The 19,697-nt window shown below is 60.7% G+C and carries 20 protein-coding genes; 5 read left to right on the top strand and 15 right to left on the bottom strand.

Annotated features, from left to right (window positions below; all coding sequences use genetic code 11):
• Positions 1–171: 171 nt before the first annotated feature.
• Together rnt and pyrC are read right to left on the bottom strand one after the other, a co-directional pair.
• On the bottom strand, positions 172–846 hold the full coding sequence (gene rnt, locus ACIN8IBEIGE_RS14375; RefSeq protein WP_160015264.1) for a ribonuclease T: 675 nt from the start codon (positions 844–846) through the stop codon (positions 172–174).
• Complete coding sequence (gene pyrC / locus ACIN8IBEIGE_RS14370) at positions 843–1,889, bottom strand: dihydroorotase (RefSeq protein WP_160015263.1); 1,047 nt, start codon at positions 1,887–1,889, stop codon at positions 843–845. Before pyrC ends, rnt begins: the two co-directional genes overlap by 4 nt.
• A 205-nt stretch (positions 1,890–2,094) precedes the next feature.
• Here pyrC and ACIN8IBEIGE_RS14365 point away from each other — a divergent pair, with 205 nt between their 5' ends.
• From ACIN8IBEIGE_RS14365 to gloA, 3 genes are all read left to right on the top strand, one after another.
• Entirely contained in the window at positions 2,095–3,018 is a 924-nt protein-coding gene (locus tag ACIN8IBEIGE_RS14365; RefSeq protein ID WP_178124359.1) for an OmpA family protein, read from the top strand.
• 131 nt (positions 3,019–3,149) lie between these two features.
• Positions 3,150–4,367, top strand: a complete 1,218-nt coding sequence (locus tag ACIN8IBEIGE_RS14360) for an argininosuccinate synthase (protein WP_090384711.1) — start codon at positions 3,150–3,152, stop codon at positions 4,365–4,367.
• Positions 4,368–4,461: 94 nt separating this feature from the next.
• Complete coding sequence (gene gloA / locus ACIN8IBEIGE_RS14355; protein ID WP_108486093.1) at positions 4,462–4,854, top strand: lactoylglutathione lyase; 393 nt, start codon at positions 4,462–4,464, stop codon at positions 4,852–4,854.
• Between the two features lie 69 nt (positions 4,855–4,923).
• On the opposite strand, the gene ACIN8IBEIGE_RS14350 is transcribed toward gloA, so the two are convergent.
• The 9 genes from ACIN8IBEIGE_RS14350 to metG all read right to left on the bottom strand — a co-directional run bounded on the left by ACIN8IBEIGE_RS14350 (position 4,924) and on the right by metG (position 14,308).
• On the bottom strand, positions 4,924–5,103 hold the full coding sequence (locus ACIN8IBEIGE_RS14350) for a PA3496 family putative envelope integrity protein (protein WP_160015262.1): 180 nt from the start codon (positions 5,101–5,103) through the stop codon (positions 4,924–4,926).
• A gap of 107 nt (positions 5,104–5,210) precedes the next feature.
• Positions 5,211–5,849 carry an endonuclease III gene (gene nth / locus ACIN8IBEIGE_RS14345; RefSeq protein ID WP_160015261.1) on the bottom strand — a complete coding sequence of 213 codons (639 nt, stop codon included), beginning with the start codon at positions 5,847–5,849 and terminating at the stop codon, positions 5,211–5,213.
• Positions 5,846–6,559 carry an electron transport complex subunit E gene (locus tag ACIN8IBEIGE_RS14340; protein WP_160015259.1) on the bottom strand — a complete coding sequence of 238 codons (714 nt, stop codon included), beginning with the start codon at positions 6,557–6,559 and terminating at the stop codon, positions 5,846–5,848. Before ACIN8IBEIGE_RS14340 ends, nth begins: the two co-directional genes overlap by 4 nt.
• Positions 6,552–7,166 carry an electron transport complex subunit RsxG gene (gene rsxG, locus ACIN8IBEIGE_RS14335; protein WP_178124396.1) on the bottom strand — a complete coding sequence of 205 codons (615 nt, stop codon included), beginning with the start codon at positions 7,164–7,166 and terminating at the stop codon, positions 6,552–6,554. The genes ACIN8IBEIGE_RS14340 and rsxG overlap by 8 nt, the downstream gene beginning before the upstream one ends.
• 29 nt (positions 7,167–7,195) lie before the next feature.
• A complete protein-coding gene (locus tag ACIN8IBEIGE_RS14330) occupies positions 7,196–8,227 on the bottom strand; it encodes an RnfABCDGE type electron transport complex subunit D (RefSeq protein ID WP_160015256.1) in 1,032 nt (343 codons plus the stop codon).
• A gap of 39 nt (positions 8,228–8,266) precedes the next feature.
• The gene (gene rsxC / locus ACIN8IBEIGE_RS14325) at positions 8,267–10,957 is read right to left on the bottom strand and encodes an electron transport complex subunit RsxC (RefSeq protein WP_160015254.1); all 2,691 of its coding nucleotides are present in this window, start codon (positions 10,955–10,957) and stop codon (positions 8,267–8,269) included.
• Positions 10,954–11,529 carry an electron transport complex subunit RsxB gene (rsxB, locus tag ACIN8IBEIGE_RS14320; protein WP_160015252.1) on the bottom strand — a complete coding sequence of 192 codons (576 nt, stop codon included), beginning with the start codon at positions 11,527–11,529 and terminating at the stop codon, positions 10,954–10,956. The genes rsxC and rsxB overlap by 4 nt, the downstream gene beginning before the upstream one ends.
• Positions 11,526–12,110 (bottom strand): electron transport complex subunit RsxA, encoded by a 585-nt coding sequence (gene rsxA / locus ACIN8IBEIGE_RS14315; RefSeq protein ID WP_160015250.1) that lies wholly within the window; start codon positions 12,108–12,110, stop codon positions 11,526–11,528. The genes rsxB and rsxA overlap by 4 nt, the downstream gene beginning before the upstream one ends.
• 155 nt (positions 12,111–12,265) lie before the next feature.
• Positions 12,266–14,308 carry a methionine--tRNA ligase gene (gene metG, locus ACIN8IBEIGE_RS14310; RefSeq protein WP_160015249.1) on the bottom strand — a complete coding sequence of 681 codons (2,043 nt, stop codon included), beginning with the start codon at positions 14,306–14,308 and terminating at the stop codon, positions 12,266–12,268.
• Between the two features lie 156 nt (positions 14,309–14,464).
• Between metG and apbC the strand changes: the two genes are divergently transcribed.
• A complete protein-coding gene (apbC, locus tag ACIN8IBEIGE_RS14305; RefSeq protein ID WP_160015247.1) occupies positions 14,465–15,556 on the top strand; it encodes an iron-sulfur cluster carrier protein ApbC in 1,092 nt (363 codons plus the stop codon).
• A 174-nt stretch (positions 15,557–15,730) separates the two neighbouring features.
• On the opposite strand, the gene ACIN8IBEIGE_RS14300 is transcribed toward apbC, so the two are convergent.
• A complete protein-coding gene (locus ACIN8IBEIGE_RS14300; RefSeq protein WP_004423761.1) occupies positions 15,731–15,940 on the bottom strand; it encodes a cold-shock protein in 210 nt (69 codons plus the stop codon).
• A 324-nt stretch (positions 15,941–16,264) separates the two neighbouring features.
• Between ACIN8IBEIGE_RS14300 and dcd the strand changes: the two genes are divergently transcribed.
• Positions 16,265–16,831, top strand: a complete 567-nt coding sequence (gene dcd, locus ACIN8IBEIGE_RS14295) for a dCTP deaminase (protein WP_090384763.1) — start codon at positions 16,265–16,267, stop codon at positions 16,829–16,831.
• Positions 16,832–16,889: 58 nt separating this feature from the next.
• On the opposite strand, the gene nadE is transcribed toward dcd, so the two are convergent.
• Genes nadE through ACIN8IBEIGE_RS14280 form a run of 3 tightly spaced genes read right to left on the bottom strand, consistent with a single transcriptional unit; the run spans position 16,890 to position 19,580 of the window.
• Complete coding sequence (gene nadE, locus ACIN8IBEIGE_RS14290) at positions 16,890–17,717, bottom strand: ammonia-dependent NAD(+) synthetase (RefSeq protein ID WP_160015245.1); 828 nt, start codon at positions 17,715–17,717, stop codon at positions 16,890–16,892.
• A 10-nt stretch (positions 17,718–17,727) separates the two neighbouring features.
• On the bottom strand, positions 17,728–18,933 hold the full coding sequence (gene pncB / locus ACIN8IBEIGE_RS14285; protein WP_160015244.1) for a nicotinate phosphoribosyltransferase: 1,206 nt from the start codon (positions 18,931–18,933) through the stop codon (positions 17,728–17,730).
• A gap of 2 nt (positions 18,934–18,935) precedes the next feature.
• Positions 18,936–19,580, bottom strand: a complete 645-nt coding sequence (locus ACIN8IBEIGE_RS14280) for an isochorismatase family protein (RefSeq protein ID WP_160015243.1) — start codon at positions 19,578–19,580, stop codon at positions 18,936–18,938.
• Between the last annotated feature and the right edge of the window lie 117 nt (positions 19,581–19,697).

Here is a 19,697-nt window from a genome sequence, read left to right as displayed (position 1 = left end):
TGCCCCGAAGGGTGAGCGTAGCGAATCAAGCGGAGTGTACTTTTGTACATAAGCATTACTCGTTTCACTCGCCCTTCGGGCCGCACTGACGCGCGTTAGCCATAGTGGCTTGCCGAATCTGTTTTTAACGCCGCAGGGCCGACGCGCAGCCGATCGCTGCCTTGCACCTACTTAGTCGTCGAAATCCATCCAGCCGCCCATCTCTTTCCAGCGATTAACGATACCGCAGAACAGCTCGGCGGTCTTCTCGGTGTCGTAACGGGCCGAATGTGCTTCCTTGCCGTCGAAATCGATGCCAGCAGCCTGGCAGGCCTTGGCCAGTACAGTCTGGCCATAGGCGAGGCCGGCCAGGGTGGCAGTGTCGAAGCTGGAGAACGGATGGAACGGGTTGCGTTTGATGCCGCAGCGCGCCACGGCCGCATTGAGGAAACCCAGGTCGAAGCTGCTGTTATGCCCGACCAGAATTGCCCGTTTGCAGCTGTTCGCTTTTAGCGACTTGCGCAGGCCCTTGAAGATCTCGCCGAGGGCATGCTCTTCACTCACCGCCATGCGCAATGGGTGATCAAGTTTGATGCCGGTGAAGTCCAGCGCGGCCTGCTCGATATTCGCGCCTTCGAATGGCTCGATGCGGAAGAAGTGGGTGTGTTCCGGATAAAGAAAGCCGCCTTCATCCATGCCGATGGTGGTGGCAGCAATTTCCAGCAGAGCATCGGTGGCGCAGTTGAAACCACCGGTTTCCACGTCCACGACTACCGGCAGGTAGCCACGAAAGCGTGCCGCCATTGGGTGGCGCGGACCGGAGTTGCTGCTGCTCTCAGCTTCGTCGTCGTACAGGTCTTCACTCACGCTTGGCGCTCCAGCAGACGCCAGCGCAGGGTTTCACCGGCGCGCAGCGGGATAACGGTTTGCTCGCCCAGCGGCAGGCTGGCAGGTGCGGTCCAGTCTTCACGCACCAGGGTGATGCTGTCGCTGTTGCGCGGCAGGCCGTAGAAGTCCGGACCGTTCAGACTGGCGAAGGCTTCCAGCTTGTCCAGCGCGTTGCGCTGCTCGAAGGCTTCGGCATACAGCTCAATAGCTGCATAGGCGGTGTAGCAACCGGCGCAGCCGCAGGCGGCTTCCTTGGCATGCTTGGCGTGCGGCGCCGAGTCGGTGCCGAGGAAGAACTTGGTGTTGCCGCTGGTGGCCGCATCCAGCAGGGCATCCTGATGGGTGTTGCGCTTGAGAATCGGCAGGCAATAGAAGTGCGGGCGAATGCCGCCAACCAGCATATGGTTGCGGTTGTACAGCAGGTGATGGGCGGTGATGGTGGCGCCGACGTTGGCCGAAGCGCCTTGCACAAACTCCACCGCATCACGGGTGGTGATGTGCTCGAACACCACTTTGAGGGTCGGGAAGCGCTCGACCACCCGGCTCAGGTGCTCGCCGATAAAAATCTTCTCACGATCGAATACATCGATCTCGCTGCGTGTCACTTCACCATGTACCAGCAGCGGCAGGCCAACTTCGGCCATGGCTTCGAGCACCGGGAAAATCTTGTCGATGCTGGTTACGCCAGAATCGGAGTTGGTCGTCGCGCCGGCTGGGTAGAGCTTGGCCGCATGCACAAAGCCCGAGGCTTTGGCCGTTCGAATGTCTTCAGGCTGGGTCAGGTCGGTGAGGTACAGCACCATCAGCGGCTCGAAGCGGCTACCAGCAGGGCGGGCATTGAGAATGCGCTGGCGATAGGCATCGGCTTCGCTGGCGTTGCGAACTGGCGGCACCAGGTTGGGCATGATGATGGCGCGGCCAAAGGTGCGGGCTACATCGGCGACGGTATGCGGCAGAGCGCCACCGTCGCGCAGGTGGATGTGCCAGTCGTCAGGACGCAGCAGGGTAAGGCGGTCAGTCATGGAAGCTTCCAGGCGGGCAAAACGTGGCGAGAATGCTACCGGAAAAGCCCCGTGGCAGCACGCTGAAAGCGGGCGCGGCAGGTAAAGCTGACTGAAGGCGGGATTGATTCATGGCCCGACCTGCAGAAGAGGCATAAAGCGCTGCTCAAGTTTTTCGCCGTGGCACCGATAGACAGAGGGTAAGCCGTATTCCCTGGAGTCTGTCGTGCGCCCTTATTCACTCGCGGTGCTTTGCCTGCTGGCAAGCCAGCCCGTCCTGGCCATCAGCTTCCAGACTCGTCTGGAGAAGATCGAGTGGCAGGTAGAGGGCGATCAGTTCGAGTGCCGACTGTCGCAGCCCATCACCGATTTCGGTTCGGGGGTGTTTGTACGGCGGGCGGGCGAACAGGTAACCTTCAGCCTGAAAGCCCGTGAGCGCTGGCTGGGGGCCGGTAATGCAACCTTGCTGGCGGCGGCGGCGCCATGGCAACCGGGGCGCGGTGATATCAATCTGGGTTCGGTCAGTGTGGTGCCGGCCGAGGTGCTGTTCAACAGCTCCCAGGAGCAAGGTACGCGCTTGCTAACCGGTCTGCTGGAAGGTCGTAGCCCCTTGGTACGGCACCGTGCGGCGATGGGCGGTGACGCGGTTGAGGTGCGCCTGCTGCCGGCCAAATTCAACAAGGCCTACAACGAGTACCTGGATTGCACGGCCAAGCTGTTGCCGGTGAATTTTGATCAGGTGCGCAAGAGCCAGGTCGGCTTTCCGGGTGGTGGGGTGGCGCTGGAACCGCTGGCCCAGGCCAAGCTGGATATCATTTTGAGCTTTCTCAAGGCCGACCCCAGCGTCAATCGCATCCAGCTCGATGGTCATGCGGATAACAGCGGCAATCGTCTGACCAATCGCGACCTATCGCGCCGCCGTGCGTTGGCGGTGATGGAGTACCTCAAGGCCAACGGCATTCCTGCCGAGCAGATCACCATGCGCTTTCACGGTGAACGCTACCCGGTGGCACCAAACAGCAATGAAGCCAATCGGGCGAAGAATCGTCGGGTCACCATTCTGCTAGATCGGGTGCCAGAAGCGGCAGAAGCGCCTGCGCCGGCAATGGATCCCGCACCTGCTGCTGCGGAGCCAGCGACTACCTCCTAGCACCTGCTATTCGTCTGTTGTCCAACAATTATCCGTCGCTTGGTCGTCACAAGCTGTCGCGCCTCTGTAAATCAGACGGCATGGGCAGTAGAATCGTCGGTTTTCCCGCACAACCCCGTGGAGTTGATGGCATGGCCGACGTAAACAAGGTAGTCCTGGCATATTCCGGTGGCCTGGACACTTCGGTGATTCTCAAGTGGCTGCAAGATACCTATAACTGCGAAGTGGTGACCTTCACTGCTGACCTCGGCCAGGGTGAGGAAGTCGAGCCGGCCCGTGCCAAGGCCCAGGCCATGGGCGTCAAGGAAATCTACATCGACGACCTGCGCGAAGAATTCGTGCGTGATTTCGTCTACCCGATGTTCCGTGCCAACACCGTCTACGAAGGCGAGTACCTGCTGGGCACCTCCATTGCCCGTCCGCTGATCGCCAAGCGCCTGATCGAAATCGCCAACGAGACTGGTGCTGACGCCATCTCCCATGGCGCCACCGGCAAGGGCAACGACCAGGTACGTTTCGAACTGGGCGCCTACGCGCTCAAGCCCGGCGTAAAAGTCATCGCCCCATGGCGCGAGTGGGATTTGCTGTCGCGCGAGAAGCTGATGGACTACGCCGAGAAGCACGCCATCCCAATCGAGCGTCACGGCAAGAAGAAGTCGCCGTACTCCATGGATGCCAACCTGCTGCACATCTCCTATGAAGGCGGCGTGCTGGAAGACACCTGGACCGAGCACGAAGAAGACATGTGGCGTTGGACCAAGTCGCCAGAAGCCGCGCCGGATACCCCGACCTATATCGAGCTGACCTATCGCGCCGGTGACATTGTCGCCATCGACGGCAAGGCCATGAGCCCGGCCACCGTACTGGCTGAGCTGAACCGCATCGGTGGTGAGAACGGTATCGGTCGTCTGGACATCGTCGAGAACCGCTTTGTTGGCATGAAATCCCGTGGCTGCTACGAGACTCCTGGCGGCACCATCATGCTTAAGGGTCACCGCGCCATCGAGTCGATCACCCTGGACCGCGAAGTTGCTCACCTGAAAGACGAGCTGATGCCAAAATACGCCAGCCTGATCTACAACGGCTTCTGGTGGAGCCCTGAGCGTCTGATGTTGCAACAGATGATCGACGCGTCCCAGGTCAATGTGAACGGCGTGGTGCGCATGAAGTTGTATAAAGGCAACGTGATCATCACCGGGCGTAAGTCTGATGACTCGCTGTTTGACGCCAACATCGCCACTTTCGAAGAAGATGGTGGCGCTTACAACCAGGCTGACGCTGGTGGCTTTATCAAGCTCAACGCTTTGCGCATGCGCATTGCCGCGGGCAAAGGGCGCAAGATGCTCTGATAGACTTGAGCGTCTGAGCCACACCAAACCCCGGCCATAAGCCGGGGTTTGCATTTATAAGCCCGCAAGATGGGCAACGATGAGGAGATACCTGATGAGACTGCTGCATACCATGCTGCGCGTCGGCGATATGGATAAATCCATTGCGTTCTACACCGAAGTGCTGGGCATGACCCTGCTACGTCGCAAGGACTACCCCGAAGGGCAGTTCACCCTGGCATTCGTTGGCTACGGTGACGAGGCGCACAACAGCGTGATCGAACTGACCCACAACTGGGGCGTGGACAGCTACGAATTGGGCACCGGCTATGGCCATATCGCTTTGGAAGTCGCGGATGTGTACAAGGCCTGTGAAGACATCCGTACTCGCGGCGGCAAGATCACCCGCGAGCCGGGGCCGATGAAACACGGCACCAGCATTCTGGCGTTTGTTGAAGACCCGGACGGTTACAAGATCGAGTTGTTGTCGCCTTCGCGAGCTGACTGACAGCTGCTGATGGCTAAAGATGCGTCATAAAAAGCCCCGCAGAAGCGGGGCTTTTCGTTGCGGGCGGGCTCAGAGGTCGAAGTCGTATTCGGCCAATTGCTTGTGCAAGCGGCGCTCTTCGAGGAAGTTGTCGATGATGCGGCGCTTGGTCAGGTTGGTCTTGGCAACCTCTACCGGCGCTTCGGTGTCATCCGTTTCTTCGGCAACAAAGTCTTCGTCGAGCTCAAGTTCTTCTTTATCAGTGCTCATCTAATTCACTCCAGGCTACCAGGGCCATTTGCGCACCTTATAGCGACAAAACCTGGGCGGGTAAAAAAGATTTTTTCAATCAGCTTGTTGAACTGCTGAATAGCGGCTCAATCGTCGGAGGTTTTCTGTTTGTATTCGCACAGATCTTCGATGCGGCAGCTGCCGCAGCGCGGCTTGCGCGCCTGACACACATAGCGGCCATGCAGGATCAGCCAGTGGTGTGAGTCGAGGAGAAATTCCTTGGGCACAAACTTCATCAGCTTCTTTTCCACCTCCAGCACGTTCTTGCCAGGGGCGATGCCGGTGCGGTTGCTGACGCGGAAGATGTGCGTGTCCACCGCCATCGCCAACTGGCGGAACGCGGTGTTGAGCACCACGTTGGCGGTCTTGCGCCCAACCCCGGGCAGCGCTTCGAGGTCTTCGCGGTTGTCTGGCACCTGGCTGCTATGTTTCTCGATCAGGATGCGGCAGGCCTCGATGACGTTCTTCGCCTTGCTGTTGTACAGGCCGATGGTCTTGATGTATTGGCTCAGTCCCTCCACGCCTAGGGCGTAGATCGCCTCCGGGGTATTGGCCACCGGGAACAGCTTGGCGGTGGCCTTGTTGACGCTGACATCGGTGGCCTGGGCGGACAGGGTGACCGCTACCAGCAGCTCGAAGGGCGTGCTGTAGGCCAGTTCGGTCTTCGGCTCGGGGTTGTCTTCATGCAGGCGGCGGAAGATCTCGTAGCGCTTGGCGGCGTTCACTCGATCACTCCGGTCACCCGTACGCGGCGGCTCTGCACCGGAGTGTCGACCTGCTGCGCTTTGGCCCGCTCAGCCAGCACCTCGTCCACACGGTTTTTGCAGGCAATTAGCAAGCCCAGCATGATAAAGGCGCCCGGTGGCAGGATGGCCAGCAGGAAGCCCTTGTACTCGGGGATCAGCGTCAGCTGCCAGTTGGCGGCGATGGGGCCGAACAGCAAATGCATATTGGCAAACACTGCGCCGGTGCCGAACAGCTCGCGCAGCGCGCCGATCATCACCAGCACCACGCCAAAGCCCAGGCCCATCATCAAGCCGTCATAGGCGGCGCGGGCCGGGTCGTTCTTCGCGGCGAAGCCATCGGCGCGGCCGAGGATCACGCAGTTGGTGGTGATCAGCGGTATAAAGATGCCGAGAATCTGGTACAGCTCGTAGGTAAAGGCCTGCATCAGCAGTTCGATGCAGGTGGTCAGTGCGGCGATGATCATCACAAAGGCCGGCAGTCGTACGGCGGTGTTGACCACGCCGCGTACCAGCGACACCGCTGTACCGGAACAGATCAGCACCACAGCGCTGGCCAGTGACAGCCCTAGGGCGTTGACCGCCGAGTTGCTCACTCCGAGCAGTGGGCAGAGGCCGAGCAGTTGCACCAGCGCCGGGTTGTTTTTCCACAGGCCGTTAAGCGTGATTTCGCGGTAGCTGGGACTAGCCATTGGACTTCACCTGGGCTGCGAACAGCTGCTCTTGATGGGCATCGAAATACTGCAGGGCCTTGTGCACGGCCTTGACCACCGCACGCGGGGTGATGGTGGCGCCGGCAAATTGGTCGAATTCACCGCGATCTTTTTTCACCGCCCAGCCGTCTTCGTTGGGGCTGCTCAGGGACTTGCCGTCGAAGCTGCGAATCCAGGCGCTTTTGGCCAGCTCGATCTTGTCACCCAAGCCCGGGGTTTCCTTGTGGCCGAGTACGCGCACGCCGGCCAGGCGACCATCTGCCTGGATACCGATTAGCAAATGGATCGCGCCACTGTAACCGTCCGGCGCTGTGGCGCGCAGAATCACCGCGCTGGGCTTGCCGTCTTTCAGGGCGAGATAGGCGGTCTGTGGCGATTTACTGCCGAGCAGCGGATCGTGCAGCTGAATGCTGTTGTCCAGCAGGTGGTTGTCATAGCTGCCCTGGGGCAGGATCTCGCTCAGGGCGCGCACCTGGGCTTCGCGCTCGGCGTTGGCAATGCGCCCGGCAGTGGCTTGTTGCAGCACGGCGACCAGGCCCACGGTGGCGATGGCAAACAGCCCGAGCACCAGGGCGTTCTTCAGCATCGAGCGGCTAATTTCAGGCAGGGCCACGGTTACTCTCCCAACTTGAAGCCGCGAGTCGGCTTGCGGTGGCCGTAGGTGCGCGGCCGCGTGTAGTAGTCGATGGTCGGGGCTGCCAGGTTCATCAGCAGCACGGCGAAGGCAACGCCATCCGGGTAGCCGCCCCAGGCGCGAATCACGTAGACCAGAACGCCCACGCCGATGCCGAAAATCAGCCGGCCGAGGTTGCTGGTGGCGCCGCTGACCGGGTCGGTGACGATAAAGAAGGCGCCGAGCATGGTTGCGCCAGTCAGCAGGTGAAACAGCGGCGATCCGTGGGAGTCCGAGCCCGAGCCGTTCCAGAACAGCAGGCTCATCAGCGCTAGGGCGGCAAGCATGCCGACCGGTGCATGCCAGGTGAACAGGCGCTTGTGCAGCAGGTACAGGCCGCCGGCGAGGAAGGCCAGGTTGACCGCTTCGGTGGCGGCGCCACCGAGGTAGCCGAACGCCGGATTCTGCGCCCACAGCTCGTCGATGGTCAGGCTCTTGTTGACCTTCAACGCATCCAGCGCAGTGGCTTGCGCCCAGCCGTCGGGCAGGTTGGCAATGCCGAGAATCTGCTGCAACCCTTCAAGCAGGCCGACTGTATGTGGCGCTGGCCAGCTGGTCATCTCCACCGGGAAGGAGATCAGCACCACCACATAGCCGAGCATGGCCGGGTTGAACGGGTTTTGCCCAAGGCCGCCATACAGCTGCTTGCCGAACAGCACGGCAAAGCCGGTGGCCACCAGGGTTAGCCACCAGGGCGAATAGGGCGGCAGCGCCAGGGCCAGCAGCACGGCGGTGACCAGTACGCTGTAGTCCTTGAGGAAGAACAGCACCGGGCGCTTGCGCAGCGCCAGGATGGCGGCTTCAACACCGAGGGCGCAGACGCTGGCCCACAGCAGGTTGATCAGGGTGCCGGCGCCGAACAGCCAGGTCAGGGCGAGAATCCCCGGTACCGTAGCCAGCAGCACCTGCAGCATCACTTGCTGGGTGCGGTTGCTGCCCTTGGCGTGGGGCGATGTGATACGGGGCAGGGCCATTGGCGCTCCGGTTGTTGGGTTGGCTACGCAGGGCTGTTATCAGCTGCCTGCGTGTTCCTGTAATTGGCGTTCGGCATCTGTCAGGCGTTGGCGTGCGGCGGCCAGGGCGTCGGCTGCACTGCTGTCATCACGCTCCAGCTTGCGCAGATCGGCGCGGGCAAAGGCCACTTCGGTCTTCAGCGCGCGGGTGGTTTCGTCGATCGGCTGCTTGTCGGTGCGCACCAGCTCGGGAGCTGGCTTGCCGGATGCATCCTCGGCCTGGTGCAGCGCCTGCTCGGCGGCGCTCAATGCTTCGCGCAAGCTGCCAAGCGTGGCTTCATCGCTGCCGGCTTTCTCGGCCTTTTTCAGCTCGGCACGTTTCATCGCCAGCTCTATCTTGGCTTTCTTCAGCGGATCGGGGGCGTCTGCATCAGACGCTTTGGCGGCAGCGGCTGGCGCCTGGGCTTCCAGGCTGGCCAGAAGTTTCTCTGCGGCTTCCAGCTGGTTGCGCAGCTGCTGCAGTTCGCTGTGCTGCTCGTCACTCGGCGCTTCAAGTTTTTCCAGCTTGCGCACCTGGGCGCGGAGCATGGCAGCATCGATCTTGGCCTTTTTCAGTGCGCCATCGTCGGCAGCGGGTTTGGCGGCCGGTGCCTGGGCTTCCAGGCTAGCCAGGAGTTTTTCGGCGGATTCCAGCTGGCTGCGCAGTTGTTGCAATTCGCTTTGCTGCTCGGCGCTTGGCGCTTCGAGCTTTTCCAGCTTGCGCACCTGGGCGCGGAGCATGGCAGCGTCGATCTTGGCCTTTTTCAGTGCGCCATCGTCGGCCGCAGGTTTGGCAGCTGGTGCTGGTGCCTGGGTTTCCAGGCTGGCCAGCAGTTTCTCTGCGGCTTCCAGCTGGTTGCGCAGCTGCTGCAGTTCGCCTTGCTGCTCGGCGCTTGGCGCTTCGAGCTTTTCCAGCTTGCGCACCTGGGCGCGGAGCATGGCAGCGTCGATCTTGGCTTTTTTCACTGCGCCATCGTCGATTGCTGGTGCTGCGGCCGAGGCTGGCGGGTTGGCAGCCATGGCGCTGTCGAGGGCTTGCTGGGCGATGGCTGCCGCGCTGCGCAGTGCGTCGACCTGGGCCTGTAGCTCGGGGCTGGCGTGGGTGGCCAGCTGCTTTTCGGCTTTTTTCAGGGCGACCTGAGCCATGCTGGCTTCGATCTTGAGTTTCTTCTGCTCGTCACTCATGCCGGGTTTCGCCGGTGGCACAGCGCTGTCCGCTGCCGCCGGTGCGGTTTGCGCCTGGGCAGCTTTGGCTTGTGCAGCTTTGGCGGCGCGGGCCTGGCGTTCGGCTTCCTTCTGCTCTTCGGCGCGGCGCAGGCGTTCCTGGCGCAGCTCGAAGCGCTGTTTCGACTGTTCGGCCTTGAGCTGCTTCTGCTCCAGTTCGCGAATCTCGCCTTTGGCCGCGCGGTAGTACTGCACCAGCGGAATGCTCGACGGGCAGACATAGGCGCAGGCGCCACACTCGATGCAGTCGAACAGGTTATGCGCCTTGAGCTGCTCGTGTTCCTGGCCGATGGCGAAGAAGTGCAGCTGTTGCGGCAGCAGGCTGGCCGGGCAGGCTTCGGCGCATTCACCGCAGCGAATACAGGGCATGGCTGGTGGCGGCGGTGGCAGCTCGGCGGTGGTCGAAGCCAGCAGGCAGTTGGTGGTCTTGATCACGGGTACGGCAAAGTCGGGCAGGGTAAAGCCCATCATCGGCCCGCCCATGATCAGGCGGTTCAGCTTGCCCTGATCGAGACCGGCAAACGCCAGTAATTCACCCGCCGGCGTGCCGAGCAGCACCTCGACGTTCATCGGTCGGGCCAGGGCTTCGCCGGTCAGGGTGGTGATGCGCGAGATCAGCGGTTTGCCATGGATCACCGCGTTGTGGATGGCCACGCAGGTACCGACGTTCTGGCAGAGCATGCCGATATCCGCCGGCAGGCCACCGCTGGGCACTTCCACGCCGGTGAGAATCTGGATCAGCTGCTTTTCACCACCGGAAGGGTACTTGGTGGGAAATGCCTTGAGCTGATAGCTGCGCTCGTTCAGCGCGCTGCGCACGGCGGCAATGGCTTCGGGTTTGTTGTCCTCGATGCCGATTAGCACCTGATCCGGGTGAATCAGCTGCACCAGAATGTCGATGCCGCTGATCAGCTCGTTGGCGCGCTCGCGCATCAGCAGGTCGTCGGCGCTGATATAGGGCTCGCACTCGGTGCCGTTGATGATCAGCGTGTGGATCTTCTGCGTCGGCCGCGCATTGAGTTTCACTGCCGTAGGAAAGCCCGCGCCGCCCAGGCCGCTGATCCCCGCCTGGCGAATCAGCTCAACCAGAGTGCTGCTTTCCAGGTGACGATAGTCAGGCTGTGGCGTCAGTTCGATCCACTCATCCAGCCCATCGCTGTCGATAACGATGGCTGGGGCGAGCATGCCGGATACGTGCGGGTAAGGCTGCGGGCCGATAAAACTCACGGTGCCGGAGGTCGGCGCATGCACGGGCACGCTGACAAAACCATTGGCGGCAGCGATCAGCTGGCCTTTGCGCACGCGCTCACCCACGACGACCACCGGTTCTGCAGGCGTGCCGATATGCTGGTTGAGCGGCAGGGTCAGGCGCCCCGGCAGCGGCGCTGGCTGGATCGGCGTGCGGTTGGACAACTCCTTGCACTCAGCCGGGTGAATGCCGCCGGGAATGTCCCAGATCAATGCTTCCGCCTTGTGCAGTGCACTCATGCCGCTTGCTCCCGGTCACTGGCAATCAGTTGGCCGGGGGCCAAGGGTTTTTCCCATTTCCAGCTCTGCACGGTGCTGCCGACTTCGAGCATGTCGATGCAGTCCACCGGGCAGGGTTCGACGCACAGGTCGCAGCCGGTGCATTCGCTGACGATCACCGTGTGCATCTGCTTGGCCGCGCCGACAATGGCGTCCACCGGGCAGGCCTGGATGCACTTGGTGCAGCCGATGCATTCGGCTTCGCGGATATAGGCAACCATTTGCGGCTTTTCGCCTTCGACGGCGTCCAGTGGCTCGGCTTCAACGTCGAGCAGGTCGGCCAGGGCCTGAATAGTCGCTTCGCCGCCGGGTGGGCATTTGTTGATCTTGTCACCGCCGGCAATCGCCTCGGCGTAGGGCTTGCAACCCGGATAACCGCACTGGCCGCATTGGGTTTGCGGCAGCAGGGCGTTGATCTGCTCGGCAATCGGGTTGCCTTCGACCTTGAAGCGCACGGCGGCGAAACCAAGGATGGCGCCGGCCACCAGGCACAGTACAAACAGGGCGAGAACCGCGATCAGTACCAGGTTCATAGCTTGATCAGCCCGGTAAAGCCCATAAAGGCCAGGGACATCAGGCCGGCCGTGATCATGCCGATGGCCGCGCCCTGGAAGGATTTCGGCACATCGGCGATGGCGATGCGTTCACGCATGGCCGCGAACAGCACCAGCACCAGGGAGAAGCCGAGGCCGGCGGCAAAACCGTTGGCGGTGGCAGTGAGAAAGGTGAATTCGGCCTTGTTGGCGTTGAGCAGGGCCACGCCGAGGACGATGCAGTTGGTGGTGATCAGCGGCAGGAAGATGCCAAGCACGCGGTACAGCAGTGGACTGGTCTTGTTCACCACCATTTCGGTGAACTGCACCACCACGGCAATCACCAGAATAAAGCTGATGGTGCGCAGGTATTCGATATCCAGCGGCTTGAGCACGTACTGCTGCACCAGGTAGCTGCACATGGCGGCCAGGGTCAGTACAAAGGTGGTGGCCAGCGACAGGCCGATAGCCGTCTCGATCTTCTTCGAGACGCCCATAAAGGGACACAGGCCGAGGAACTGGACCAACACGAAGTTGTTGACCAGGATGGCACTGACCATGATCAAGGCGAGTTCGGTCATTGCGGGTTCCATTGATGGACGGGCAAAGGCCGCAGGAAAGGGGTGGCTATTATCGGTAAGCCGAACCAGCCATACAAGCCGGATCAGCCTTCCTGAGGTGCTGCCATAAGGCTAGCGCAGCCAGGCCTGGCCGGCTGCGCTATCGGGTCGCAGGGTTATTTGACCCGCTGGCCCGGCTTGGCACCGCTGTCCGGGCTGAGCAGGTAAATCTCTTCACCGCCAGGGCCGGCCGCCAGGACCATGCCTTCACTGATGCCGAACTTCATCTTGCGCGCGGCCAGGTTGGCGACGTACAGGGTCAGGCGGCCTTCCAGCTTGCTTGGGTCCGGGTAGGCGCTCTTGATGCCGCTGAACACGTTGCGCTTGGCGTCACCGATATCCAGGGTCAGGCGCAACAGCTTGTCGGCGCCTTCAACGAATTCGCACTTCTCGATCAGGGCGATACGCAGATCCACCGCAGCAAAGGCATCGAAGGCGATCTCGGCGGCCAGTGGGTCTTTCGTCAGCTCGCCATTGCCGGCTGCGGCAGGAGCGACTTCGCTGGCGGCCAGGTCTTCTTTGGAGGCTTCGATCATGGCGTCGATTTTCGCAGGTTCGATTCGGGTCAGCAGGGCGCTGAACGGGTTCAGTTGATGGTTGGCCAGCAGTGTTTGGTGATCGTCCCAGGTCAACGGCGCGACATTGAGGAAGGCCTCCGCATCGCAGGCCAGTTGCGGCAGTACGGGCTTCAAGAAAATCACCAGCTGGCGGAACAGATTGATGCCCAGCGCACAGATGGCCTGTACTTCGTGCTGCTTGCCTTCAACCTTGTTCAAGGACCAAGGCGCTTTATCGGCGATCCAGGCGTTGGCACGATCGGCCAGGGCCATGATTTCGCGCATGGCGCGGGCAAAGTCGCGCGCTTCATAAGCTTCAGCGATGCTCGGGGCAGCCGCTTGGAAGGCGTCGGTCAGTTCAGGCGCGGCATTACCGGCCACCAGCAGGCCGTTGTTGCCTTTGTGGATAAAGCCAGCGCAACGGCTGGCGATATTGACCACCTTGCCCACCAGGTCGGAATTGACCTTCTGCACGAAGTCTTCTAGGTTCAGATCGAGGTCATCGACGCCACGGCCCAGCTTGGCCGCGTAGTAGTAGCGCAGGTACTCGGGGTTCAGATGGTCGAGGTAAGTGCGCGCCTTGATAAAGGTGCCGCGCGACTTGGACATCTTCTGCCCATTCACCGTCAGGTAGCCGTGAACGGCGACGGCGGTAGGCTTGCGGTAGCCCGCGCCTTCGAGCATGGCCGGCCAGAACAGGGTGTGGAAGTTGACGATGTCCTTGCCGATAAAGTGGTATAGCTCGGCGGTGGAGTCCTTGCCCCAGAACGCATCGAAGTCCAACTCTGGCGTGCGTGCGCAGAGGTTCTTGAAGCTGGCCATATAGCCGATCGGTGCGTCCAGCCAGACGTAGAAGTACTTACCCGGCTCGTCGGGGATCTCAAAGCCGAAGTACGGCGCATCACGGCTGATGTCCCATTCCTGCAGGCCGGAATCCAGCCATTCGGCGATCTTGTTGGCCACGGCATCTTGCAGGGCACCGCTTCGGGTCCATTGCTTGAGCATGGCCTCGAAGTCCGGCAGTTTGAAGAAGAAGTGCTTGGAGTCACGCAGCTCCGGCACGGCGCCGGAGATAGCCGAGCGTGGGTTTTTCAGTTCGGTCGGCTCGTAGGTGGCGCCGCATTTTTCGCAGTTGTCGCCGTACTGGTCTTCCGCCGCGCACTTGGGGCAGGTGCCTTTGATAAAGCGGTCGGCGAGGAACATGCCCTTCTCGGGATCGAAATACTGAGTCACCGAGCGGGTGGCGATATGGCCTTTATCGCGTAGGGCGAGATAGATCGAAGACGCCAGCTCGCGATTTTCATTCGAGTGAGTCGAATGGTAGTTGTCGAAATTGACCCCGAAATCGGCAAAGTCGGCGGTGTGTTCGGCCTGTACATTGGCGATCAGTTGTTCCGGGGTGATGCCTTCTTTCTCGGCGCGCAGCATGATTGCCGAGCCATGGGCATCGTCGGCGCAGACGTAGATAGCCTGGTTGCCACGCAGCTTCTGGAAACGCACCCACATGTCGGTCTGGATGTACTCGAGCATATGGCCAAGGTGGATCGAACCGTTGGCGTAGGGCAGGGCGCTGGTGACGAGAATCTTGCGGGCTTGGCTCATGGGATCGGCTGCACTGGTAACTCAGGGAAGCCGGCAACTATATAGGGGCGGCGGATATTTTTCATCCTTGCGCGGGCAATGCCTGCCGGTGTGACCCGATGCGGTTGGCCTGGGGTAAGATGCCTGCCTGCTTTACTCAGCCTTTCGGAGCCTTCCATGAGTGTCGTTACCCGCGCAGCGGTCGAAGCCGCCCTGTCCCAATACACCGATCCGCACCTGAACCAGGACCCGGTCAGTGCTGGCTGTCTGCGTGAGGTGGATATCCAGGGCGGGCAGGTCAAGGTGCGTCTGCAGCTGGGTTACGCAGCTGGGCTGTTCAAGAGCGGCTGGGCGCAGATGCTGCAGATGGCCCTGGAAAACCTGGAGGGCGTCGAGCGTGTTCAGGTACAGGTTGATTGCGTGATCGAAGCGCACAAGGCGCAGGATCAGGTGCCGGCACTGGCCAATGTAAAGAACGTGATTGCCGTAGCATCCGGCAAGGGTGGGGTGGGCAAATCCACCACCGCAGCCAATCTGGCGCTGGCGCTGGCGCGTGAAGGTGCCAAGGTCGGCATCCTCGATGCGGATATCTATGGGCCGAGTCAGGGCATCATGTTCGGTATCCCGGAAGGTACGCGTCCACAGGTCAAAGACGAGAAGTGGTTTGTGCCGCTCAAGGCCCATGGCGTGGAAGTGATGTCCATGGCCTTTCTCACCGACGAAAACACCCCAGTGGTGTGGCGTGGACCGATGGTTTCCGGCGCGCTGCTGCAGTTGATCACCCAAACCGCCTGGGATGACCTGGATTACCTAGTGGTCGATATGCCTCCAGGCACCGGTGACATCCAGCTGACCCTTGCGCAGAAGGTGCCGGTTGCCGGTGCGGTAATCGTCACCACACCGCAGGATCTGGCGCTGCTGGATGCCAAGAAGGGCGTAGAGATGTTCCGTAAAGTGAATATCCCGGTGCTTGGCGTGGTGGAAAACATGGCCGTGCATATCTGCTCGAACTGCGGGCATGCCGAGCATCTGTTCGGTGAGGGCGGTGGCGAGAAGCTGGCGGCGCAGTTTGGCGTCGATCTGCTGGCCTCCTTGCCGCTGTCGATGGCCATCCGCATGCAGTCCGATGGTGGTAAGCCCACTGCTATTGCCGATCCGGAAAGCCAGATCGCGATGATCTATCAGGAAACTGCACGCAACGTCGGTGCGCGGATTGCCCTGGGTGGTGCGCAGCAGGCGATGCCGAATATTGTGATCAGCGAAGACTGATTCGGTAGTGGCGCACGTAAGTGCGCCATATCGTGCGCACAGACAAACCGGCGCCCACAAAAATGCCGGGAGCATTTTTGCGCGCAAGCCCCGAAGGGGTGAAGCACATGGATGTGCTGAACATAAAAAAGCCCCGCACTAGGCGGGGCTTTTTCTCAAGCGGGTTAGTGCAGGTTAGACAACCTGAACTTCCTCAGCTTGCATGCCTTTCTGACCACGGGTGGCCACGAAAGTCACTTGCTGGCCTTCTTTCAGGCTCTTGAAGCCATCGCTCTGGATAGCTTTGAAGTGTACGAACAGATCGTCACCGGATTGTGGAGTGATGAAGCCGTAGCCTTTCTCATCGTTGAACCACTTAACGGTGCCAGTTTGACGATTGGACATGTGAATGTCTCCTAACAAAAGTAATAACAGCCCTGGAAAAGCCCAGGCCGGGACTGAGTGCAACGAGTACTAGGAGTCGGACGATGTTTGATCGAAATCTAGGCATCAAGTAGCGATTCGCGGTGACACATGCAGCACAGTGGGCCCACCATACCCGCTTTTGGCGCTAAGCGCGAATGCTCTGTGCATCTTTCTGTTATTTAGCGACAGACAGGCGCTTTAACGTTTTGCGTCTGGCACTGGCTCAAGAGCCTTTGAACCCAGTAGCCGGCCCCGGTAAGATGCGTGCACTTTTCACCCTTCGCCATAAGCAGGACACCCGCCATGAGCATCAAATCGGATAAATGGATTCGCCGCATGGCTCAAGAGCACGGCATGATCGAGCCTTTCGTCGAGCGCCAGGTACGTGCCGAGGGCGCGCAGCCGCTAATTTCCTATGGCGTTTCCAGCTACGGTTACGACGTGCGCTGCGCCGATGAATTCAAGGTGTTTACCAACATCAATTCAGCCACCGTCGACCCGAAGAACTTCGATGAGAAGAGTTTTGTCGATGTGAAAAGCGATGTGTGCATCATTCCACCGAACTCCTTCGCCCTGGCTCGCACCGTGGAGTTCTTTCGTATTCCGCGTGACGTGCTGACCATCTGCCTGGGCAAGAGCACCTACGCGCGCTGCGGCATCATCGTCAACGTCACCCCGCTGGAGCCGGAGTGGGAAGGCCACGTGACCCTGGAATTCTCCAACACCACCACCTTGCCGGCGAAGATCTACGCCAACGAAGGTGTGGCACAGATGCTGTTCCTGCAGTCTGATGAGGCGTGCGAAGTGTCTTATAAGGATCGCGGCGGCAAGTACCAGGGCCAGTTGGGTGTGACCCTGCCTAGGGCTTGATCGGTCGCTGTAACGAAAAAGCCGGGCAATGCCCGGCTTTTTCATGGATATCTGAAACTCAGGGAACCAGCGGCAGTTCGCGCTTATGGCGAGTGGCGTCATAGGTGCGCACGATGATGGCGTAGGCTTCTTCGCGCACGGGCTGGCTATGAAGGAAGGCATCGATTTCCGCGTAGCTGACGCCGTGGGCTTCTTCGTCTGGCTTGCCGGGGCGCAGTTCTTCCAAATCCGCTGTTGGCACCTTGAACACCAGGTTTTCCGGTGCGCCCAGGTGTTTGGCGATGGCTCGCACCTGGCCTTTAACCAGGCCCGATAGCGGGGCGATGTCGCAGGCACCGTCGCCGAACTTGGTGAAAAACCCCATCACCGCTTCAGCGGCGTGGTCGGTACCGATCACCAGGCCGTTGTTGGCGTTGGCGATGGCGAACTGGGCGACCATGCGGATACGTGCCTTGATATTGCCGGTGACGAAGTCGCGGCGGGCGTCACTGAGCTTTTGCAGATGAGTCACCTGCTCGCCGAGGCCCAGTACGCTGTCCGCGATATTCACCGTGTCTTCTTCATCGGCGCGGATAAATTTCAGTGAGTCCTGGGCGTCCTGCTCGTCGTGCTGAGTGCCGTGGGGTAGGCGCACCGCGATAAAACGGTAGGCCTGATCACCGGTTTCTGCCCGCAACTCTTCTACGGACAACTGGGCCAGACGGCCGGCGGTCAGCGAGTCGACGCCGCCGCTGATGCCCAAAACCAGCACCTTGAGACCGGAGCTGCGTAGGCACTGTTTGATAAAGGCCTTGCGTTTGTCGATCTGCGCCAGCAGTGCGGCGGTATCGGCGAAGGGCGCGACCACATCAAGGGCGGCGGCGATTTCGGCTTGGCGATTGCTCATTTCAAAGTCCTCACTGGGCGTCGCTGACGCGAAAAACATGTTTTAGATAGCTGACAAAGTTGTCGTCGCGACATTGGGTCTTACCCGGGGCATCGGAAATCTTGGCAACCGGTTGACCATTACAGGCGGTCATCTTGATTACGATGTTCATCGGTTCGACCCCGGGAATGTCGCAGGTCAGGTTAGTGCCGATGCCGAAGCTTACGTTGATCCGTCCGTAAAGTGCACGGTAGAGCTGTAGCGATTTCTCCAGGGTGAGTCCGTCGGAGAACACCAGGGTCTTGCTCTTGGGGTCGATGCCAAGCTTTTCGTAGTGGGCGATGGCCTTTTCTGCCCAGCGCAGTGGATCACCAGAGTCGTGGCGCAGGCCGTCGAACAGCTTGGCGAAGTACAGGTCGAAGTCGGCCAGGAAGGCATCCATGGTGATGCAGTCGGTCAGGGCAATGCCAAGCAGGCCGCGGTATTCGCGCACCCAGCAGTCCAGCGCGGCGCTCTGGCTGTCGATGAGTCGCGGGCCCAGCTGCTGATGCGCCATCAGCCATTCGTGGGCCATGGTACCAATGGGCTTGAGGTCGAACTCGCGGGCCAAGTGCACGTTGCTGGTGCCGACAAAACGGCCGGGGAAGTCGTGCTTGAGAATGTGCACCATCTGCTCCTGCACCCGGTAGGAAAAACGCCGGCGGGTACCGAAATCGGCGATCTGGAAACCTTCCAGTTCGGCGGCCGAAGCCTCGCCTTTGAGCCAGTCGAGCTTCTGGTACAGGCGCTCGCTGGCCTGCTCCAGCACCACTTCGCGGTAGCGATAGCGGTTGCGCACCTCGCTGACGATGGCCAGCAGCGGGATCTCGTAGAGGATCACATGCAGCCAAGGCCCGCGCAGGCGGATGCACAGCTGGCCGTCTTCAATGCTGGTGTGCACGTAGCGCAGGTTGAAGCGAAACAGGCTGAGAAAGCGGATGAAGTCCGGCTTGATGAACGCAATGCGTTCGAGGAAGGCCAGCTGGTCAGCGCTCATGCTCAACTCGCTCAGGCGCTCGATCTGGTAGCGGATCTCGGCCAGATAGGGCGTCAGGTCCTCGGCATTGCGGCAGCGGAATTCCCACTCCACCTCGGCGTTGGGGTAGTTGTGCAGCACCGCCTGCATCATCGTCAGCTTGTAGAAGTCGGTATCCAGCAGGTTCTGCACGATCCGCTCGGCAAATACGCTTTCACCCATGATCAATTCCTCTTGTCCGTGTTGAGGGCCGCGTCCAGCTCGTCCAGGCTGGCGTACAGCTCGATGCCTGCTGCGCACATCTCGCTGCAGGCGTTTTGCGCGGTTGCTTCGGCAATGGCGCGGCAGGCCGGCAGATAGACGCCGACCTTGAAACCGACACGGCGCAGTTGCAGGGCGGTGGTCTTCACGCAGTAGTCGAGGGCCAGGCCGCCGACCAGTACGCGCTGTACGCCATTGTGCAGGAGAAACTCGATGGCGCCCGTGCTGCGTTTCTCGGCCAGGTCGTGGTAACAGGCGCCGTAGGGGTGCAGGTCCGGTTCGACGCCTTTCCACACGAAGTAGTCGTAGTCCAGCGGCAGTGGCAGTTCATCCAGCAGCTCGAATCCAGGCGTGCCCGGCACGCAGTGGCTGACCCAGCTGAGATCGGCGTTGACCAGCGGCAGTGGTTTGAGCATTTGCGCATGGCTCGGTGCGATCCAGGCGGCGTGCGGGCTGTGCGCATCCTTGCTACCCAGGCGCAAGTGGGCGCGGCTGGCCAGCTCATTCAGAGCGGGTGCGATCTGCTCGCCACCGGCCACTGGCAGCTCATCTGGACACAGCGGGGTGAAGCCCTTTTGTGCGTCGACGTCAAAGCTGGCGATTTTCATGGGTAGCGCTCCTTGTTACGCGTTTGCATGGCTACATATTTCATCTGATGTAATATGTGGTCAAGCGCTTTTCTGCGAAACACGTGAATTTCGTCGGGTTATTGGTCAAGATGAAAT

This window comes from Pseudomonas sp. 8BK (assembly GCF_902506475.1).
Lineage (GTDB): Bacteria > Pseudomonadota > Gammaproteobacteria > Pseudomonadales > Pseudomonadaceae > Aquipseudomonas > Aquipseudomonas anguilliseptica.
This window is presented reverse-complemented; position numbering and strand designations above follow the sequence as displayed.

Excerpts from the sequence above, each read along its gene's own strand:
- pyrC (WP_160015263.1), bottom strand. The coding sequence starts at position 1,889 with ATGACTGACCGCCTTACCCTGCTGCGTCCTGACGACTGGCACATCCAC.
- ACIN8IBEIGE_RS14360 (WP_090384711.1), top strand. The coding sequence starts at position 3,150 with ATGGCCGACGTAAACAAGGTAGTCCTGGCATATTCCGGTGGCCTGGAC.
- gloA (WP_108486093.1), top strand. The coding sequence starts at position 4,462 with ATGAGACTGCTGCATACCATGCTGCGCGTCGGCGATATGGATAAATCC.
- ACIN8IBEIGE_RS14350 (WP_160015262.1), bottom strand. The coding sequence starts at position 5,103 with ATGAGCACTGATAAAGAAGAACTTGAGCTCGACGAAGACTTTGTTGCC.
- ACIN8IBEIGE_RS14340 (WP_160015259.1), bottom strand. The coding sequence starts at position 6,559 with ATGGCTAGTCCCAGCTACCGCGAAATCACGCTTAACGGCCTGTGGAAA.
- rsxG (WP_178124396.1), bottom strand. The coding sequence starts at position 7,166 with ATGCTGAAGAACGCCCTGGTGCTCGGGCTGTTTGCCATCGCCACCGTG.
- ACIN8IBEIGE_RS14330 (WP_160015256.1), bottom strand. The coding sequence starts at position 8,227 with ATGGCCCTGCCCCGTATCACATCGCCCCACGCCAAGGGCAGCAACCGC.
- rsxC (WP_160015254.1), bottom strand. The coding sequence starts at position 10,957 with ATGAGTGCACTGCACAAGGCGGAAGCATTGATCTGGGACATTCCCGGC.
- rsxB (WP_160015252.1), bottom strand. The coding sequence starts at position 11,529 with ATGAACCTGGTACTGATCGCGGTTCTCGCCCTGTTTGTACTGTGCCTG.
- rsxA (WP_160015250.1), bottom strand. The coding sequence starts at position 12,110 with ATGACCGAACTCGCCTTGATCATGGTCAGTGCCATCCTGGTCAACAAC.
- metG (WP_160015249.1), bottom strand. The coding sequence starts at position 14,308 with ATGAGCCAAGCCCGCAAGATTCTCGTCACCAGCGCCCTGCCCTACGCC.
- apbC (WP_160015247.1), top strand. The coding sequence starts at position 14,465 with ATGAGTGTCGTTACCCGCGCAGCGGTCGAAGCCGCCCTGTCCCAATAC.
- ACIN8IBEIGE_RS14300 (WP_004423761.1), bottom strand. The coding sequence starts at position 15,940 with ATGTCCAATCGTCAAACTGGCACCGTTAAGTGGTTCAACGATGAGAAA.
- dcd (WP_090384763.1), top strand. The coding sequence starts at position 16,265 with ATGAGCATCAAATCGGATAAATGGATTCGCCGCATGGCTCAAGAGCAC.
- nadE (WP_160015245.1), bottom strand. The coding sequence starts at position 17,717 with ATGAGCAATCGCCAAGCCGAAATCGCCGCCGCCCTTGATGTGGTCGCG.
- pncB (WP_160015244.1), bottom strand. The coding sequence starts at position 18,933 with ATGGGTGAAAGCGTATTTGCCGAGCGGATCGTGCAGAACCTGCTGGAT.
- ACIN8IBEIGE_RS14280 (WP_160015243.1), bottom strand. The coding sequence starts at position 19,580 with ATGAAAATCGCCAGCTTTGACGTCGACGCACAAAAGGGCTTCACCCCG.